This window comes from Turicibacter sp. TJ11, assembly GCF_021497505.1.
Classification (GTDB): Bacteria; Bacillota_I; Bacilli_A; order MOL361; family Turicibacteraceae; genus Turicibacter.
On the sequence record NZ_CP069349.1, the window covers coordinates 556,447 to 576,724 of the forward strand.

The 20,278-nt window shown below is 35.0% G+C and carries 16 protein-coding genes; 11 read left to right on the forward strand and 5 right to left on the reverse strand.

Annotated features, from left to right (window positions below):
* Positions 1 to 67: 67 nt before the first annotated feature.
* Both JRC48_RS02665 and JRC48_RS02670 read right to left on the reverse strand, forming a co-directional pair.
* Positions 68 to 2,017, reverse strand: coding sequence for an aryl-sulfate sulfotransferase (locus JRC48_RS02665; protein WP_235070330.1), 1,950 nt, complete (start codon positions 2,015 to 2,017; stop codon positions 68 to 70).
* Positions 2,018 to 2,246: 229 nt separating this feature from the next.
* Positions 2,247 to 3,761 carry a bifunctional UDP-sugar hydrolase/5'-nucleotidase gene (locus JRC48_RS02670; RefSeq protein ID WP_235070331.1) on the reverse strand — a complete coding sequence of 505 codons (1,515 nt, stop codon included), beginning with the start codon at positions 3,759 to 3,761 and terminating at the stop codon, positions 2,247 to 2,249.
* A gap of 194 nt (positions 3,762 to 3,955) precedes the next feature.
* On the opposite strand from JRC48_RS02670, the gene JRC48_RS02675 reads away from it, so the two are divergent.
* From JRC48_RS02675 to JRC48_RS02700, 6 genes are all read left to right on the forward strand, one after another.
* A complete protein-coding gene (locus JRC48_RS02675; protein ID WP_235070332.1) occupies positions 3,956 to 4,435 on the forward strand; it encodes a hypothetical protein in 480 nt (159 codons plus the stop codon).
* Between the two features lie 259 nt (positions 4,436 to 4,694).
* The gene (locus JRC48_RS02680; RefSeq protein ID WP_235070333.1) at positions 4,695 to 5,165 is read left to right on the forward strand and encodes a hypothetical protein; all 471 of its coding nucleotides are present in this window, start codon (positions 4,695 to 4,697) and stop codon (positions 5,163 to 5,165) included.
* Between the two features lie 12 nt (positions 5,166 to 5,177).
* Positions 5,178 to 5,693: a GNAT family N-acetyltransferase gene (locus tag JRC48_RS02685; protein WP_235070334.1), complete on the forward strand. Its 516-nt coding sequence runs from the start codon at positions 5,178 to 5,180 to the stop codon at positions 5,691 to 5,693.
* 25 nt (positions 5,694 to 5,718) lie between these two features.
* Positions 5,719 to 6,171 carry a hypothetical protein gene (locus tag JRC48_RS02690; RefSeq protein WP_235070335.1) on the forward strand — a complete coding sequence of 151 codons (453 nt, stop codon included), beginning with the start codon at positions 5,719 to 5,721 and terminating at the stop codon, positions 6,169 to 6,171.
* Positions 6,172 to 6,446: 275 nt separating this feature from the next.
* Complete coding sequence (locus JRC48_RS02695) at positions 6,447 to 6,827, forward strand: hypothetical protein (protein ID WP_235070336.1); 381 nt, start codon at positions 6,447 to 6,449, stop codon at positions 6,825 to 6,827.
* A gap of 232 nt (positions 6,828 to 7,059) precedes the next feature.
* Complete coding sequence (locus JRC48_RS02700) at positions 7,060 to 8,688, forward strand: IS1182 family transposase (RefSeq protein ID WP_235070337.1); 1,629 nt, start codon at positions 7,060 to 7,062, stop codon at positions 8,686 to 8,688.
* Here the strand turns inward: JRC48_RS02700 and nhaC are convergent.
* A complete protein-coding gene (nhaC, locus tag JRC48_RS02705) occupies positions 8,673 to 10,064 on the reverse strand; it encodes a Na+/H+ antiporter NhaC (protein ID WP_235070338.1) in 1,392 nt (463 codons plus the stop codon). The genes JRC48_RS02700 and nhaC overlap by 16 nt on opposite strands.
* A 456-nt stretch (positions 10,065 to 10,520) precedes the next feature.
* Between nhaC and JRC48_RS02710 the strand changes: the two genes are divergently transcribed.
* The 4 genes from JRC48_RS02710 (at position 10,521) to JRC48_RS02725 (ending at position 15,985) form a co-directional block, all read left to right on the forward strand.
* The gene (locus JRC48_RS02710; protein WP_235070339.1) at positions 10,521 to 10,721 is read left to right on the forward strand and encodes a cold-shock protein; all 201 of its coding nucleotides are present in this window, start codon (positions 10,521 to 10,523) and stop codon (positions 10,719 to 10,721) included.
* A gap of 349 nt (positions 10,722 to 11,070) precedes the next feature.
* Positions 11,071 to 12,468, forward strand: coding sequence for an MATE family efflux transporter (locus JRC48_RS02715; protein WP_235070340.1), 1,398 nt, complete (start codon positions 11,071 to 11,073; stop codon positions 12,466 to 12,468).
* Between the two features lie 213 nt (positions 12,469 to 12,681).
* Positions 12,682 to 15,216, forward strand: coding sequence for a UvrD-helicase domain-containing protein (locus JRC48_RS02720; RefSeq protein ID WP_235070341.1), 2,535 nt, complete (start codon positions 12,682 to 12,684; stop codon positions 15,214 to 15,216).
* Between the two features lie 4 nt (positions 15,217 to 15,220).
* On the forward strand, positions 15,221 to 15,985 hold the full coding sequence (locus tag JRC48_RS02725; RefSeq protein WP_235070342.1) for a hypothetical protein: 765 nt from the start codon (positions 15,221 to 15,223) through the stop codon (positions 15,983 to 15,985).
* 318 nt (positions 15,986 to 16,303) lie between these two features.
* On the opposite strand, the gene JRC48_RS02730 is transcribed toward JRC48_RS02725, so the two are convergent.
* The gene (locus JRC48_RS02730; protein ID WP_235070343.1) at positions 16,304 to 16,987 is read right to left on the reverse strand and encodes a TIGR00266 family protein; all 684 of its coding nucleotides are present in this window, start codon (positions 16,985 to 16,987) and stop codon (positions 16,304 to 16,306) included.
* Between the two features lie 50 nt (positions 16,988 to 17,037).
* Positions 17,038 to 18,129: a DUF3810 domain-containing protein gene (locus JRC48_RS02735; RefSeq protein ID WP_235070344.1), complete on the reverse strand. Its 1,092-nt coding sequence runs from the start codon at positions 18,127 to 18,129 to the stop codon at positions 17,038 to 17,040.
* Positions 18,130 to 18,505: 376 nt separating this feature from the next.
* Here JRC48_RS02735 and ade point away from each other — a divergent pair, with 376 nt between their 5' ends.
* Positions 18,506 to 20,251, forward strand: a complete 1,746-nt coding sequence (gene ade / locus JRC48_RS02740; RefSeq protein ID WP_235070345.1) for an adenine deaminase — start codon at positions 18,506 to 18,508, stop codon at positions 20,249 to 20,251.
* Positions 20,252 to 20,278: the final 27 nt, after the last annotated feature.

Sequence of the window (20,278 nt, forward strand, 5' to 3'; positions counted from 1 at the left end):
TCCTCTTTTTTGTGGTAAAGAGCAAGGAAAAAGTCCTTTTCTATTAGAAAAGGACTTTTTGATGAGGTTAAAAAGAGACGGATTGATGAATTGGATAAACAACGTTATTTATTTCAATATAAAGTTCATAAGTTCCACTTAACCCTTCAGCATTAATGAATTGTGTGATCATTAATTGATTTTCGTCAGTTAGTGCATCAGGATTAAACAAATCAATACACATTGCTGAATAAGGAGTCGTTGTAATTCGAACACTGTACACTCGTTGATCACCTAATCGATTTAAAATCAGTTTAACTTTATCCCCTTCATAAAAGGCTCCTGTCATCATGAGACGATCTGATTCTTGAGTGAAGTTGATTTGATACGTATCATTTAATTCATTTTCATTAAAGAATAAACCATTTACTTTGATAGGTAGTGTTTTTGTTTCTCCTAAATGACCTAGACGTTTTCCAAGTTCAAGGGAGTAAGATGTTGATTCAGGATAAAGGCTCATTTTAGAGGCACGATAATAATGAGCGGGTAACTCCATTTCAAAGAGACGTTCTTCATCTAACATTTCAATCATGCGACTTGAAAGGGTGGCATCTTCATAAAAATAAGCCGGTTGATTTAAAGCCTCACCATTTAAACTTCCAATCCCACCTGAGAGAATGAGATAGTGATCCGTTCCTAAATCATCAATTTCTGAAACATACGGTGAGTAAAAAGAAGAACCTTCGTCTTTTCCAAATTCAAACATTTGCTCAATCGTCATCTCTTCTTTATTTAAGTGATAAATAACACCCCTTGAATAATTATCATTGGCACTTAAGTACGTATAAGGATCTTTTGAACGATTGTTTCCATTATCGAAGATCGCTAAGTTTTGATTCGGTAACATTTTAGCGGAATGTTGTGACCATTGCCATTCAAAGTCTTCTCCAATTGGGGTGAAAAAGTAAGAGGACAACTCTTCAGGCCATCCCGTCGGATCCCCGACAATCCAATTTAGCTTCCCACTTTCATAATCAATACTAATGACGGCATCTTGATGACGTCCTGATAAAATAATCGCTTGATTTTCTTCATCAAAGTCAACGGAATTGTTGTGAAACCAGTCGTGTTCCGTCCAATTTTCGCTTTTAGCAGCCTCTGTTGGAAGAACAGTGGAAAGATCCCACGATTTAACGACCTCACCCGTCAAACGATCAAGTTCGATGACATAGTCTTCAACGGTCATTTTAGCTGGATTATTGGCGGCAACTAATAAATTACCGTTTGGTAATTCTACCGCATCGTGATGATAGCCACCTTCAAAGACGTACTCTGTATAAACCTTACCTAATAAATCCATCTCCATTAATCCAGCCATGTAATAAGGAGGAGCCATTAATCGATCAGAACTTAGTAATAAATTTCCATTCTTTAAGCGTTTAATGTCCCAAACATTTTTAGTCGTTAAATACCATCGCACATCTCCATTCACATCATAAGCAGCGGTATAACCTTCAGAAGAGGGCGTGAAAAAGTATAAATCGTTACTTAATTTCTCTTTATTTGCATTGATAGACGTAGGTAAAGGGAGATCCTCTGGTAACGGATCCGTTTTGATTTGAATCGTTTTCGTTTGTCCATCACTTAACGTCACGATGATGTCGTTGAGTGAATCTGGATAAAGCCCATAAATAGGAATGAGGTGAGAAGTAGCTGCCTCAAAATCTTGTGTAAACGTTGAGTGCTCATCTTTTCCTAAAATCGTTACACGAACAGAGACTAAGTCTTCCGTGTTAAAGGCCATTAAGGCGGTTAAAGGAGACGATTCGTACGGATTAAGGATAAGATAGGGATTATTAAAGGTATAGTTACCTTGTTCGATGGTCTCGCCCAACGTTAAATCAATCTGTTGTTGCTTCGTTAAAGTATCGGGAATTTGCTCAACAGATGGAGATTTTTTATTAAATAAAACGAGAATAACCGTAGCGATCAAGATGAAAAGTCCCCCTAATAAATACTGATGATATCTTTTATTCATAATGAACTCCTTTCAAAAAAATCCAATTTCTTTTTATCGTATCATACAAACATAAATTTACACTAATAAAACAGCATTAATTTTGTGTTTTTTCTAAAGTTAAATCTCATAAGGGGAAGAGATTAATAACATAAACGTGTCAAAATTAATTTTTAAAAGGCTTTAGTCGGTGAAGACAATCAAGTGAAGTTTAAAAAAGCCATCTTAAAGATGATGGCTTTTTTAGATTTTATTTAATAACTGAAATAAATTGACGATCATCAACTGTCACATGTTGATGCTTCTTAAAGTAATCAATAATAATTTCTGTTATTTCAATTTGGATTTCTTTTAGGACAGGGCAGCCACGTAAAAAGTCATAACCTCCAACTCCACTTGAACGGTAATTATTCATCACTAAACTATACGTATCCTCAGGTTGGACCTCTTGGTTATTAACGACCATTGACGTCACACGTTCACCCACTGGCTTCGTTAAGTCAAATGTGTAAAACACATTTGAGAAAAAGTCGTAGTTATAATGAGAGACTTTTGGCTGAAGGAAACGACGAGAAACAGAAGTTTCACCATTTTCATAATGAATATATGAGGCACAAACTTCTAGTGCTTGTTTTAAAATTTGCCCTGTTACTTCTAAAACGACTAATGTATTTGGATAAACATAAGTTGAGACGATATCGCGAACCGTTACGCTTGTATTAAAGCCTTTAATCGAGTTGGCAAAAGACGTACATGCTAAATCAGCCTCAGAAACTTCTAATTGAATTTGATTAATAAAGTTGGCAAGTAGTGATCCGTGAATCGCCATGTCGATACGTTCAGTTGGTTGTAACTCGGTATTTAAGTAACCAACTGGAGAGTCTAACCATGTTTGAATACGCTCTTCAAGTGGCATTAATGCTTGATAGAGTGAAGGTTCTGGATTAATGTCCACCGCATTTAATGACGAAGTCACTGTAATCGATTGATCGTCATGTTGTGTTAATTCCACTTGAGCATATTTTGCTGCATTATGTGGCGTTTGAATGATATGTGTTCCAAATAACGTTTGATTTTGTAAAGGAACATGTTGATGTCCTGTTAATAATAAATCAAATTGTAACTCTTTACAAATCTTATAGGCGATATTTTCTGATGAAGAACTTAATTGTTCATGAGTTTGTAAATCGTACTCAAATCCTCCGTGATAAATCCCAATTAAAACATCAACTTGAGATTTTAACTCATCGTGTAAAGCTTGAATGGATGAAAAGGTATCGCGGACTTCAAAGTTCGTTAAATTATAGGCTTTTTCCCAAATTGGAATAAAGTCAGTCGTAAATCCAATAACTCCTACTTTTAATCCATTTTCCATCACTTTAATATCAGAAGATGCGATTGGTAAAACACCTGTTTTATCGACAACGTTAGCACATAAACATTTAGCGTTTAAATGTGTTAAATAAGATTTTAAATAGTTGTATCCATAATTAAACTCGTGATTTCCAAGTGTGACGTAATCGTAACCACCTTCATTCATCACCATCGCCATTGGATGTTTTTCTAAGTTCTCTGAACTTAAAAATGTCATAAAAGGCGAGCCTTGAATCGTATCTCCACCATCAATAATTAATGTATTACCATCTTTTTTATACTGAGACAGGATGTTTAAAAGTCCCATTGGTTTTTCTGTTCGATCGGTATAATCGGTTGGATAGATATAACCGTGTAAATCCGATGTGAAATAAATTTTTAATTGTTTCATATGTAACACCTCATTTTAAATTATACCATAAACTTTGATCTCGTACTGCGATTCCTATGTGTTATTATTTTGATAAATGTTTTAAAACATGTAAAAAAATCTGATTGGATTCAAAAAAAAGAACATGAGACTCATATGAAACGAAAAATGTGCTAAAATAAAAAGAAATCTTTCATGATAAAGGATGTTTGATGATGATGGAAAAAGTAATTGGCTATCAAAAGTCTGAAATAAAAGACAAATCTTTGAATTCCTCAGCGAATTTAGAAGAAATAGCATACATGGATTTATTAACGTTAATTTCACAGCTAGACTCAAATCCTAACGAATTAGCGTTGAAAAAAGTTCCAAAACTACTGAAACAAACCAAACAAGTTCTTAAAACGAATCAAAAAACAGTGAAACAAACGTCAAAACTGAGCAAGCAAACGAAAAAATATTATTACAAAGTGTCAAAGGCCATTATTAAGTTGTTAAAAAAAGATGAATTACCTCAGGAATTGAAATTAGAATTAATTAAATTGCTAAATGAGATCACCCTTAAAATAGAAGCATGTGATGAAAGAGATAAATACTTTTTTGGTGAACAACATAAAAAAACGATAAGCTATGGAAGTGTCGCCTTCCTCACATTAGCAGCGATTTATGGTGTGGTTGCAAGTAAAAAATCATAATCAAACTGACAGTTAAGAAAGCGACGCTTCTTAACTGTTTTTTTAGCAAAATGTGTTTGATAATAGAGAGAATCTTCGTTCATGTTTTTGTCACCTGAAGAATACATTGTAATAGATGAATTAATAAGGGAGGCGGGTGAGAATGAAGGGCCCAATCCAATATCAGAGGCATTTTGTGTTACAGGTTCATTGCATAATTAATGCTTTTTGCTTCTTAGTCACTTTTTTGTGTGTATTAATCTTACGATTTAGGATAGGATTGCTTGAATTATTAGCGTTACTTCTTCCGATCATCGGAATATTAGCATTGTTTATGAATGAAAATTTAGGAAAAGGGCGAAAGGTTGTGAAAGAATGCTATCTTTTTGGAAGTTTAGCCAGTATTTTTTCACTCTTTTTCGTGTCACAGGTCTTAGTTCAATTTTGTTATACGGGGTGGTTGTGGGGAACATTTTATTTTCTTTTTACCGGAGCTGTCGTCGCGGGAATCATTTATTTTTTATTTTTTACTCATGTTCAGCTCATTAACAAGTGCATGAGTCCCATTAGTTTAGCCGTTGCGTTAGTCGTTTGGATTTTAATTTCCATTGTTATTTATCGATTTTTTTTATGCTACTTTTTTAAAGCAGGATTTATTTTATTGTTTAGTTATCTTTTATGGGTATTAGATATTATTCTTGCCGTATTTATTTGTTTAGATTTAAGAATTATTTTATTCAAAGGGCGTTAAAGGAGATTTATCATGCAGCAAATTCAATCTTTACATCAACTTCACTATCAACCATTAAAGCGTCAAGATTTAGTATCGTTAGGCGCGTTATATCAGGATCCGTTGTTTACTAAGCATTACGGAGAGATAGAAGAACATAAGCAGACGTTAAACGATTTAAATCACTGGTTTGATGAATATGAACAGATGCAAACGGAGCGTTATTATTCTATTTTTTCAAATCAGACATGGGTTGGTTTTATTACGTTGAGTGATTTTGATGAGAGCGAATCGGAAGCATGGTTAAGTATTGGGCTTCAACCTAACGTTTGGGGACAGGGCATTGGTAGTTATGTTTTAAAGGCATTTATAAAAGCGTGTTTTGATCAACGAAACATTGAAACCATTCGATTGAGTGTGTTTTCAAGTAACGAACGTGCCTATTGTCTTTATTTAAAGCTTGGATTTCAAGTTGAAAAAATATACGTGAAAGAGGAGCTTCCACTTGATTTTAAAGAGGATATTTATCAACTTTACTTAAAACGATAAAATGAGGGGGATTGGAGGAGTAAGAATGAAGGGAAATCAAATTAAAAATAGCAACTGGCATGAAAGAGAAAACGAACAGCCACGTTATTTTAAAACGAACGAGTACTTACATTTTGATGAAACAGTCATCGAATCACATAAAGTGGCTAGTTTAAGTTTTCATATGGAGGAGTATGAGCGATTAGTTTATACGGAAACAATAGCGTGTGATGAAGCTAAAAAAGTAACGGTTGGTTTAGTGATTCGTGGAAATGATCTAGAAGAAATTAATTATAAAGTCGCTTTTTATAATGAAGCAGATGTGTGTGTGGATGTATATTCTCATAATGTGGTGGCAGAAGTGACACCACAGTTTAAACGCGTATGTGTGACCTATCCTGTGCCAAATGGAGCATGTTATCTGAAGGTAGGATGGGAGTTTAAAGGAATAAATACAGGAATTACATTGTTTAATCCTTCGGTTCAACTGATGGATTAAACCGTTGCTTGTGTTTGAAAATAAATCACTCTTAAACGATAGATAAGAAACGTAGGAATCTTTAGACGAATATAGTCAGGAGGGTCCTACGTTTTTATGATTCATCATGAGACTGCTACGTCGCATTAATTTGATGATGTCAACGACAGTTAGGTTAGCACGTTTAAAGCGAGTCTTATCCATTGACACATTGTTATCCTTTCAATCAATCGATTGTTATTTTTGGTAAATGATGTATAATGGTATTAAATGATGATGTCATAGGGGGAGTGTTGATGACAAAGAAAACGATGGCTATTGTTTTATTTCCTACGCTGTATATATTAGTAATAACGATTCTTTGGGTTAGTTCTTTTGGACTTAATGTGGGATTAGATATGAAAGGAATAATGGCTGTTTCATTAGTCGCGTTATTTCCTTTATTAATCTTAATCCAAGGTCTTATCAGTGCTTTAAATCGGATCAATATAGGTCTATCTTTAGGAATGTCTATTTTATCCACCATGTTATTCATTATCGGTTTACAGGCTGATGACACACAAGACTTAATGTATTCTTACGGTAAGATTTATTTCATGTTTGGTATTATCGGATACATGATCGGTCAAGTGATTAATAAAATGAAGTCTATTAAAAAGAAGAAAGAACTAGATTAGGGAGTCATAAAGCGGACAGATGTTCTGTCCGCTTTATGATTTTCTTGATCATCATGCAAATTATGTAAGTCATGATAGTTGCTTCATTCTTTTAATAAAAAACAACCATTGAAGATGAGGTCACTGAAAAACGCATCACAATAAATGGAAACCACTGAAGCAAGAATTGTCTCAGTGGTTTTTCTTATACATGATATAATTTTACTATCATTGACATTTTTGGAGGCTCATCATGATTAAAGACTTTGAACAATTATCCTTAAATCTTTCTCAAGGACATCCCTTATACGATAAAATCGTTCCCAAAAATCATCCCTTACGTTTAATCGAGGAACAGATTGATTTTTCATTTGTCACACCGTTACTAAGTGATCGTTATTCCATTGATTATGGACGTCCTGCCTATTCTCCTGAAGTCATGTTTAAGTTATTATTCCTTAAAATGCTTTACAATCTGTCGGATGAGCGTGTCATTCAAGAGGCTCAAGTCAATATGGCTTATAAATACTTTTTGAATTTAGACCCCGAAGATCCACTCATGCATCCGTCTTCCTTAACTAAGTTCAGAAAACTGAGATTAAATCAGGAGGACATCTTAGAGGATTTATTAGGTGAAGTGATTAACCAAGCGATTCAAAAGAACTTAATTCCATCAAAGACACTGATCATGGATGCCACACATACACGAAGTCGGTATAAAGTTAAAACTCCCATTGAGAATTTAAGAGAGGTTTCTAAAAATATCCGAAAACAACTTTATCGTTACGTTCCTGAGGTGAAGGATCATGTTCCTCCAAAGCTTCATTCCACTGCTTCACTTGAAGAAGAGGTCATTTATACTCAAGAATTAATAGAGTTTTCTCATCGCTATCAAGATAAAAATAGACAGATTCAAGAAGCGAGAGAAAAAGCGTTAGATATCCTAAAAAATCGAACCTACCAAGCCATTCTTTCTGTCTCAGATCCAGAAGCTAAAATGGGTTATAAATCTAAAACTGAGGCGTTTGCCGGATATAAGACACATCTAGCCATCACGGAGGAGCGTCTCATGACAGCGATTGAAGTGACCACGGGTGAAGTCAGTGATGGAAAGTATTTGAAAACATTGGTTGAAAAATCAAAAAAGAACGGGATAGAAGTGAAAGAAGTCTTAGCGGATGCCGCCTATTCAAGTAAAGAGAACTTAGGGTACATGGAGCAAGAAAATATAACGGCTGTAACGCCGTTAAATCCAATTGTCTTAAATGGTGGAAAACGAGAAGTTGAAGGATTTGAATATAATAAAGATGCGGGACAAATGAGATGTCCAGCTGGACATTTAAGTGTCAGAAAAGCCCGTACGGGAAAGAAAAATCAAAAAAAGAATCAGAGTTTAACCTATTACTTTGAAATAGAAAAATGTAAGCATTGTCCTTTAAGAGATGGGTGCTATAAACCCGGGGCAAAATCTAAAACTTATTCCATGACCCTTAAATCGGACATTCATCAAAAAGCCATCGACTATCAGAAGACAAATGAATTTAAGGATAGGAAAAAACAACGTTATAAAATTGAGGCGAAAAATGCCGAGTTAAAACAGTCTCACGGATTTCAAACATGTAAATTCGCGAGACTTTTCGGCATGAAAATCCAGACCTATTTAACAGCTTTTGTCGTTAATACGAAGAGAATAGTGAAGTTAGTGACAGAAAAACAAGCGATCTTTCAGATAGGTTTATTGAATCTCATACAAAAAATGGATATGATAGAGAGTAAGGAAAAAGGAGCCTATTATTTTATAAATAATAAGCTCCTTTTTCAGTGGCCTCTTGAAGATCAATGGTTGTTTCACTTAGGAAAAGTTTTTTATGAGTTAGTGTGACGTTTTTCCATCGTCCAACCCGTTGCAGCTAAAATCAATGAAATGACTGGACATAAAAGATTAAAGAACGCAAAAGGTAAGAAGCTAATCGGATTAACGCCAAGTGTTGCAAGCATATACGAACCACAAGTAGTCCAAGGAATTAAAGGCGATGTCACAGTGGCACTATCTTCAATGGCACGTGATAAATTTTTAGCGGCTAAATTTCGTTTCTCATATTCATCTTTGTACATACGACCTGGCATAACAATCGCTAAATATTGATCTCCCGTTAGAATATTGGTAAAAATACACGTGATAATGGTTGCAAAGACTAAGCCAAATGTTCCTTTAGCAAATTGTAAAATTTGTGTTGCGATCGTTTCAAGGATACCTGTTTTTTCTAAAACTCCACCAAATGATAGAGCACAGATGACTAACGATACAGTCCATAACATACTATTTAAACCACCGCGTGTTAATAATTCATCCACCGCTACAACTCCAGTGTGAGATTCAAAACCGTAGTGCATCGCATTCATGACATCTCCTAAATTTGCCCCTTGAAAAATCATGGCTAATACCCCACCGAATAACGTTCCAGTGAGTAAGGCAGGTAAGGCTGGAATTTTTAAAATAACCATCGTAATAACACTAATCGGTGCAAGTAAAAGAATAGGTGATAACGTATGAAAGCTTGATGATAAGGTCGTTTTAATAATATCAATTTGTGCTGTGTCTAATGATTGACCAGCATATTTAAACCCAAGAATTGCATATAAAATGATCGAAATGAGGTAGGCTGGAGCAGTGGTGAAAATCATATGTTTAATATGTTCAAATAACGTTGCCCCCGCCATTGCTGGTGCTAAGTTCGTCGTATCAGATAGCGGAGACATTTTATCACCAAAATAAGCACCCGAAATAATTGCACCTGCAACGACAGGCAATGGAATACCAAGCGTTTGTCCAATTCCTAATAAAGCAATTCCGACTGTTCCAGCTGTGGTCCAAGATGAACCTGTGGCAATCGAAACAATCGAACAAATCAGTAAAGTCGCGACTAAAAAGATTTTAGGAGAAAGAATATTTAATCCCCAATAAATCATTGAAGGGACGACACCGCCTAAAATCCATGTTCCAATCAGACTTCCGACAATTAGTAAAATTAAAATGGCTTGAATGGCGATCTTAATGGTATCAATAATTCCATCTTCAAGGTCTGACCACTTATGACCAAGGCGATAAACACCTAAAATAGAAGTGAATGCCGTTGCTAATAAGAGTGGAATCTGCGGATCCACATGAAAAATCATTAGTGATAAGACTAAAATAATGATTAAAAATATGATGGGAAGCAGTGCTTCAAATAGAGTTGGTTTTCGTGTTTGTTTCATCCGGTCCTCTCCTTTTCATCTCATAAGAAGTTAAATCTATGTTTAGTTTGAATTCACGGTTTAATATGAAGGATTTGAGTGAGTTGCTTGATTAAAACAAATCATGCGTCACTCAAAATCGAAATTTGACGATTGTTAATATAACATGTTATGACACGAACTGCAAATATTTTTGTAAAATTTTTGAAATTATTACTCAACGAATTGGTTTTATGATAAATCTAAAGTAACTAATAAAAACATATGGAAAAAATTACTTTTTAAAGAAAAAATATACAGTATTAGGTTGCGTTTTTTTGAAAATGTGATATATTAAAGATGTACTTAATAATTCTTTTGGTTTATTTCACAGAAGCAATCGAATAGATTTTCTTGGGGTTAGTACTAAGGGTAATGATGTGGGTAGCAAAATAGTATTAAGTAAAAAATTTTTATTTCTTTTCGGAGGTATTTATTATGAATACAGGTACAGTTAAATGGTTTAATGCAGAAAAAGGATTTGGATTCATCTCAGTTGAGGGGGGAGAGGATGTATTCGTACATTACTCAGCAATTACTGGTGAAGGATTCAAAACTTTAGAAGAAGGACAAAAAGTTTCTTTCGAAATCGTTGAAGGAAACCGCGGAGCTCAAGCTTCTAACGTTGTTAAATTATAATTTCTCAACCAATTGTAAAGCTAGTGATCTTTGGACACTAGCTTTTCTTATGGATTAAAGAAACTACTTACAAGCTTTAGTTCAAGAAAATCTAAACACCACAAGAAACAAGTTATTAAGAGTTAGTGATTAAACGTTTTTAAAATCATAATTTTTTTGCTACGTCTATATATTGCCTCAATCGTTTGAATTATATAAGTTGTTTGAACGTTCCACGAAAAAAACGGGGCGAGACGATTTTAAGGAATGAAAATTTGGGCAACCGAATAAAGTGAGTCATAGACGATAAAGGTGACCGTAAAGATAGAAGATTAGACAGGACTAATCATCACGAAAGGAGTGTTGAAAAGTGGGGCGTAAAGTTAGTTTAACGGAAGGGCCAATCATCAGAAATTTAGTTAAGTTAGCTATGCCGATTATGGGAACTTCTTTTATCCAAATGGCTTATAACTTAACGGATATGATTTGGATTGGAAAAGTGGGAAGTAAAGCGGTCGCTGCTGTTGGGACGGCTGGTTTTTTTACATGGTTAGCGATGGCCTTTATTATGATTTCCAAGATTGGAGCTGAAATTAAAGTCGCTCAGTCAACGGGAGCGAAACAACTAGATGATACGAAACAATACATTCGAAGTGCGATTCAAATTAATATTTTGTTGGCTGTCATTTACATGATCGGTTTATTACTTTTAAAAAAACCATTGATTAGTTTCTTTAATTTAGGCGATGCTGAGATTATTCAGATGTCTTATACTTATTTAGAAATTATGGCCTATGTCATGGTATTTTATTTTATTAATCCGGTTTTAACGGCGATTTTTAATGGATCAGGAGATAGTAAAACCCCATTTATTATCAATACGATTGGTTTAATTTTTAATATTATTTTTGACCCTCTTTTAATTTTAGGGTTTGGACCGATTCCTGCGTTAGGTGTTTTAGGTGCTGCTTTAGCAACAGCGGGAGCACAAGTAGTCGTGACGGCTTGTTTTATCGCCGTGATGATGAAAAGTCAGTTAAGTTATTTAAAAGTTAATTTGTTTAAAAAGCCAGACATGAAATCAATCAAAGTGTTATGTAAAATCGGATTTCCAGGGGCAGTCCAAAATGGCGCGTTTACCATTATTGCGATGGTTCTTGGACGTTTAGTGGCGGCCTATGGGCCGGTTTCGATTGCTGTTCAAAAAGTAGGATCTCAAATTGAATCCATCTCTTGGATGACAGCGGGTGGATTTTCAACGGCTTTAGGAACGTTTGTTGGACAAAATTATGGAGCGAAACAATATCATCGAATTCAAAAAGGATATCGCACGACGCTTGGTTTAGCGATTAGTCTAGGTGTCATCACTACCCTTTTATTAGTATTTGCAGGACAACCTATCTTCAAGTTCTTTTTAAATGAAAACGAAGCGATTCATCAAGGAACGGATTATTTAAAAATTCTAGGCTATTCTCAGCTATTTATGTGCATTGAAATTACGACACAAGGATTATTTAATGGACTTGGGCGAACTTATATTCCATCCATTGTTGGAATTATTTTAACCGGGGCACGCATTCCATTAGCGTATTTGATTGCAACACCACAGCTTTTAGGAATTAATGGTGTTTGGTGGGCAATTACTTTAAGTAGTGTGGCTAAAGGAATTGTTTTAGTAGCAATTTACTTTTATTTACAAAAAAGAGATCAGTTATATGAGCATGAAGAATGGAATGAAACAAGCGCAGATGTTTCAAATGCTTCATAATTAACTTATAAGTGGCTCACTTGAATTTTTAAGTGATTTTCAATCATAAATGAAAAAGATTCCTTTTTACAATTAGAGGAATCTTTTTTTTCGTTTCTTCAAAACTAAAAGATAGAAGTGAATCGAGTGATTTTAGCAAGCACCGGTTTTCATATACATTTAGTGTCTAATTTGATAAAATATAGATAAGATGATGTAGAAAGGGGATATGACATGAAGATATTAGTCACGGAATTGTTTTTAAGTCACATCCCTCAAGGGAAAGAATCCTTTGTCCTACAAAAAATGAGTCAGTTTGTTCAGGAATATGAAGCGTCAAAATATAATATGTCGGCCATGCGAGCGGGTGTGTCGGTTCGAGAAATCAAGCATAATCGAAATGGTCTTCGTATTTTTAAGCTTCGTATTAATAAAGGCGATCGAATTCTTTTTACCTTTGATACGGATCGTGTGCGTTCAGAATATCGTCAAGCGATTTTATTTTTAGACTATTGTCATCACGATGATCAATCGATGCAAGGTCGAATGATCGGCGTTACGAATCAACAGATAGAAGAATATTTGACAACGGAAGAGTCCATTGATGATTATGTCGATCAACAATATATCAATTTTGATTATGATCCAAATGAAGTCATCACACGCGTCATCAACGTTGAAACAATGGGACAGCTTTTAGATGAGCGAGATGATAAAGCCATCTACTATTTAAATGATGAACAGTTTCGATGCTTAGCTCCAACGGATGCACCCATGTTTATTTTTGGAAGTGCTGGAAGCGGGAAAACGACCATTAATATTCATAAGGCTTTTCTTTTAGCAACTCAGCCAATTAAAATTGCTTATTTTACGTATTCTTCTTATTTAGTCGAGGACGCTAAAAAGCTATTTCAAAAAATTATTCAAGAATCCCCTGAATACAAGGGAGAAGAGATTGGTAGACGTGTTCAATTTTATCATCTCAATGATTATTTATCACAAGAAGTCTCAAGCTATCAAACGGTTAGCTTTGAAGTGTTTCGAACGTGGATCATTGAACGACAACCGTTATTATTAAAACAACTTGGACTTGGAATTTATGATATTTTTAAAGAAATTCGAGGGATTATCAAAGGGATGATTCCAAAAGAGTGGATTGATTATCGCATTGATTTGTCAAATCATTCAGTTCCATCAGATGTCGTTGATATTATTGTTAAAAAGGGACTAGCAACTCGTGAAGACAATATCTTAGTTTTACACGCAGAAAAGCTATATGAGGCGAAAAGTCGATTTTTAGATCAGTATGAATTGCGAGCTGTTTTATTGATGCATCAATGGTTAGATGATTATCTCATCAATCATCCGATCCTTCCAAAAGAGATTTATTTAAAGTTAGACGAGCAGTATTGTCTATATACCGTTGCGGAGCGTGAATTGTTATACGAACTCACCCTTCGTTATCAAAGCTTTTTGCTAGAAGAAGGAAAAGTTGACGAAAATGATTTGGCACGTCTTTTTTTAAGAAAGTTAATGAATCAAGAGATTTCTTTATTTGATTTTGTCATTGCCGATGAAATTCAAGACTTAACAGAAATTCAAATTTACTGTTTAATTCGATTAGCGCGTCATCGAAATCATTTGCTATTTACAGGCGATATTAATCAAACCATTCGCCCGACTTATTTTCATACCGGAAGAATTGAAAGTATTTTAAAAACGTCTAATACACATCTTGATTTTATTAAACATCAGCTTGTTAAAAATTACCGAAGTACGAAAGAAGTCGTTGACTTAGCCAATCAAGTCGTGGATCTTCGCATTGAACGACTTGGTTTGAATAAGAAAAATGATTATCATGAGGTTCCGATTCGTGGGGAGCAATCGCCGATTTTTTATTTTGATCCGAAATCGTTTCAGGAGCTTGTTAAATTTATTGAAACCGGCTTAAATCGTCATTATGTGGCGATTGTTGTGCCTGATGAAGAAGAAAAGAAAAATTTTGAGCGATTAACCCCGTTAAAAGGGGCTGTCTTTACAGTTGAAGAAATTAAAGGCATTGAAAAAGATTATATCATTTGTTATAACGTCATGAGTAAGTATCACTTGATTTGGGAAACCATTTTAAATGAAGAGGTCATGTTTCAAAATCAGTATCGTTATTATTTTAACTTACTTTATGTGGCTTTAACACGAGCTCGTCATCATTTGTGTTTTGTTGAAGAGAAGATGCCACTGTCATTATATGATCGATTAGAAAGTGAATTTCTATATTTTGACACGTTTGATGAGGCTGAATTAAAGCTTAGTCAATTATCAACGGATAATCAGTTTTATAAGGAAGCCCAACTGTATGAACGTCGAGAACTTTATGAACAAGCAATTAGGGAGTATGAGCTATCCCAGTTAGAAGAGGCCACTCATGACATCGCTCGGTGTCAGGCTTTAATTAAAAATAAATCGGGACTTCATGTTGAAGCGGGACATGAGTTAATGAGGCTGAAAGAATATGAAAAAGCAGCTCAGTGCTATCGACAAGGAAACGATCATCTAAATTATTTAAAGGCCTTAGTTTTTCAAGGATTACCTTATAGTCAAATTCAAGCTGAATTTGAACGAGAAGGGAAAGATGTATTGAGCTTTGTCTATCAGCAAGACAAACGAATCACCTGGTTAAGGCGATTTAATAAGCTATATTCGATTCATCTGATGAAACAAACGCAGGTCATTGATCAAATGATAAAAAACATAAATGAATTGAAAGGGTGAGAGTATGGAACCTGAATTTTTAGACTTAATTAAAACGTTTGAAAAAGCAGCGAAGCGCCTTGCAACATTAGACTCAACCATTTTAAACTTTAAAGATGTAGTGGAAGGATTACGCCAAAATCTAGATGAATTAGTGGAAATGGTACAATTAGAAGAGATTGTCGAACTATCTGAAAAAGGAAGTCAAAAAATTCAGTCACTTCATCAGGAGTTAGATCAGGTGTCATCCGCTTATGAACGATTGCTTGAGGTCGAACAAGTTAAAGAGAACTATGGTCATCGATTGGGGTTAGTTGAAGAGAAAATCGCTGACTTATCTAAATGTTTCAACCAAAATCTAACACCACAACACATGAGTCATGTAGCGTTAGAAACTCATCAGTTTATCTACTATAAAGATCCTCAAACAGGAAATTTAATGATTCAACCAAAAAATGAGTCAACAGATGTTATAACAATTGAAGAGGTAACTGTAAAAAAACTAGTGGCCGAGTCTGGTATGGTTTTTGCATTAGATGAACAAACCGGTGAGGTAATCACGTTAAATGGTGATGAAATCATGTGTCGTTATGAGTTAAACGCGACAGACTTTTTGGTGATTGGCTATGACCTCTATTATTTATCAGAGCAACAATTAATGGTTTTTAATTTGTTAACGTCTCAAAAGCGATTAATTCAAGATGAAGTTATCTCATTTGAACGATTAATAAATCAGTTGATTTGTTACACCGTTGATAAAACTGTGACATTTATCTCATTAGACAATTAAAAAGGCAGAGTGGATGAATGTCTCCACTGTGCCTTTTTTTATTGAAGAAAATTTCAAAAAAGAGATGATTAATTTTTAGAATCAGTTAAAAAATGACTCACTATAGGGATTATAAAGAGGAATCTTGGAAACAACAGACTGGTTAAGGCGATTTAACACAGTAAAAAATTATCATCCATATGAACGACTTCCTATAAATAACTGTTATATTTCGTGTTATGACTACTTAATGACTTGGGCGAAAAGTAGTCAAACAAAATAAAAGATGACGGTCGTTAGTGATCACCGTCATCTTTTTCGTCAAACGATATGAGTTTTTTAGTTTCCGCTTGTTGGGATATAAGGAATTAATCGAGTGGCTACATTTTGCATCGTTAAGGTTTGTAAATAAACCGTTCCTGGACCGGTTAGTTTCGTTAAAAATAATCCTTCGCCACCGAAGAAAATATTTTTAAAGCCTTTGACTGTTTCAATTTCATATCGAACACTTCGATTAAAGGCAACGACATTTCCAGTATCGACTTTAATGACCTCACCCGCTGCTAACTCACGCTTCACAACACTTCCCGCTGCTTCTAAAAAGACTTTTCCTTCACCACTAATTCGTTGTAAAATGAATCCTTCACCGCCAAATAATCCAGCAGAAAACTTTTTAGTCCATTCCACATTTAAATGAATACTTGGTTCACCGACTAAAAAGGAACTTTTTTGACAAATCCATTCTTCTCCTTTGTGAAGATCAAATTCTAAAATTTGACCTGGAAACGTTGAAGCAAATACAATTTCTTGATTCGGTGCGGTAGCAGTATAGGTTGCCATAAATAATGACTCACCCGAAAACATACGCCCGATGCCTTTCATGAGGCCGCCTTTTAAATTCGTCTCCATTTTGATTTGCTCATCCATCCAAGCCATTCCGCCAGATTGTGTATACACACTTTCTCCTTGATCGAGTGTAATCGATACCCCAGGTAAGTCATTTCCAAATACATCACACTTCATTCTATCCCTCCTTAAATTTAAAATACCATATTTCTATTGTTTTGCCTATGTTATTTTATAGGCTGATAATAATCTAGTAATAAATCAACGACACGTCCATAGCTTTGCATGCCATCTGAAACGCCGTTAAAGGTTAAATAAGATTGATTCATTGATTGAAAGGTTTCCTCAACTTTTCCCTCATACTGAGACCAAAAGGCTGTTACGTAACGAAGGTCGCGTCGAACGGATTCATCGAGTTGTTCATTTAACTGAATTAGCATTTCACGATCGACCTTTGCGAGGGCAACGTTTGTATAACTTAAAGCTGATAAATACCCAGCATAAATAAAATCGGCATCTGGGTGTGAAAGACACGTGATAAAGGCAATGAAATTAGCTTCATTTTCATGTGCATATCCTCTTTGATGTGCCATTTCGTGCATGGTAGTAAAAAGAAGCGTTGAATCAGGAGTTGCAATATTGACATTAGCCTCTGCCGTAAACGGGGAGTAAATACCGGTAATATTCGTGTAGTTTAACCAGTTAGACGCTAAGATAGGTTTAGGGTCTCCATAATTTCCGCTTAAAACAGGATAAGTTTTAGAAGCTTCCACGTAGCCCAAAGAAGCTCGTTTAAAAACACCACGATAATCAGTGAAAGCTTTAAAAACACCATCCTCATTTTCATCAACTAATGGGCGGACTTCATTAGCCATCTCCATTAAATGAGTATAAAGTTCAATTAATTCTTCCTTTGAATGTGTCGTCGTGCTCAAAGAAAACCTCGTTTCTAACGAAGCCCGATGATAATTCATTCCCCAAAAAAGAAGAAAGATGAGATAACCGATTGAAAAAGCTGTCATGAGTTGAAGGAAACCTTTAATGAATAAGGTGAGTCGTTGATGAGGATGATGAATGATTTGGAAAAGATAATAAAGAAAGGTAATTAGCAAAGTCAATACTGCCAAATAAATGAAACATTCAAACAAAGAAAAAGGAATGAGGCCTGTGAGCTGACTAAATCGTTGAATGAATGCTTGATTCCAACCGGTCGAGTAAGACGTTTCAATAAACATTCGATCAATAGGGTAAAAACGAGTGATTACATAACAACAACCAGCTAAAACGATGAGTAATAATTGAATACTAAGTTTTCTCATAAAACCTCTCCTCTTTTAAAGCTAAAGTTATTATAACAAATAGAGAGAGGGCGTTCTAGTTCATATCCAAACTTTGGGAGTATAGAGTTTAGTGTTATATTTTTCATGAATTGTATAGAAACACTTAACTAGAGTGTGTTCATCAAACTATACTAGCACCAAAATGTTAGGTCAGTTGAACTGGTCTAACATTTTTTATTTGATTAACAAGGGTGTTATCTTACTAGAGTTCATCCGTAATCATTTTCTTGACTGAAAACATTGATGTTATCCAATCAAACTAATCAAATTAGAAAAATAGAAAAAATAGTATAAAATAGTAGACTTTTGCCGCAAGATATGATTGAATAATATAAAACTTCAAGAGGTGAGGAAGATGAAAGAGAATTTAAATGAGTTAAAAAAGCGCATTGAATGTGCATCAAATCAGCAACAACCATCTTTAGTCATAAAGAATGTCACGATTATTGATGTTTTTCAAAATGATCGTTTTGTGGCAGATGTTGCTGTTGAATCAGGCTATATTGTTGGGATTGGAACATATAGTGGAAAGGAAGAAATCGATGGAACAGGGAAGTATATTTGCCCAGGTTTAATTGATGCGCACGCTCATATTGAATCCTCACTTGTTTCACCACGAGAGTATTATAAAGAAGCTTTAAAGCATGGAATTACATCAATGATTACAGATCCGCATGAAATTGCTAATGTTTTAGGGGTTAAAGGGATTGAATTGATGTTACATTTAACAAAAGAGATTCCCTTTGATATGTACGTGATGCTTCCATCATGTGTTCCTGCAACAACGTTTGAACACTCAGGAGCGACATTACTTGCTAAAGATTTAAAGCCACTGTATCATCATGAAAAAGTAATTGGGTTAGCAGAAGTCATGAATTTTCCAGCCGTTTTAAATGGTGAGAAAGACATGTTACAAAAATTATTAGACGCTTCAACACTCGGTCATCAAATTGATGGACATGGGGCTGGATTTGATTTGAATCAATTAAATGCGTATCTAACAGCGGGAATTTTAACCGATCATGAATGTCATACTGCCCAAGAAGTGATTGACCGATTACGACGTGGAATGTATGTCTTAATGCGAGAAGGAAGCGTCGCTAAAAATTTAAAAGATTTAATTCAAGTGGCGAGTCTTGCAAATAGTCGTCGAATTTGTTTTTGTACTGATGACAAGCACATTGATGATCTAATTAAAGAGGGAAGTATTGATCAAGCAATTAAGTTAGCCGTTCATAGTGGATTGAAAATTGAAACAGCCATCCAGATGAGTACGTTAAATACAGCAGAGTGTTATCAACTGAAACATAAAGGAGCGATTGCGCCTGGATTTATAGCCGACTTTATTCTTCTTGATGACTTAGAAACGTTTAACATTCATGCGGTATATAAAAACGGAACTTGTGTGGTTCATGAAAATAAGCTTTTAATTGATGATCTCCCAATGCAAGTTCCAATGATGGTAGAAAACAGTGTTCATTTACCAAAGGATTTAAACGTTACATCCTTCGAAATTTCTTCAAAAGATTGTAACGTCTTAAATGTCATTGAGTTAATTCCTAATAAATTAGAAACGATTCATCGTCAGTATGCACTAACGGATTTGAACATGACGGATCAAGTTCACTCATCAGTCGAGCACGATTTATTAAAGGTAGCGGTGATTGAACGTCATCACTTCACTGGAAATATTGGACTTGGGATGTTAAAAGGATTAAAACTACAAGCTGGAGCCATTGCGACTACGATTTCTCATGATTCACATAACTTAATTGTCTGTGGGGTGAGTGATGAAGAGATGCTGTTTGCAGCTAAAACGCTTGAAGCCATTAAAGGGGGAATTGTTGTTGTTAAAGATCAAAAAGTCTTGGCACAAATTCCACTTGAAATTGCAGGGTTAATCACCGCTCGTTCATGTGATGAAGTGGTTCAAGAGCTTCATCATCTTCATGAAGCCTTAGAATGCTTATCACCACAGCTCAACTTTAATCCGTTTTTAACTCTTTCGTTTTTAACGCTTCCAGTCATTCCAACGCTTAAATTGACGGATAAAGGATTATTTGATGTCAATCGTTTTGAGTTTATTTCAGTCACCGCCTAGTCACCGTTCACATTTTTAGACGACTCA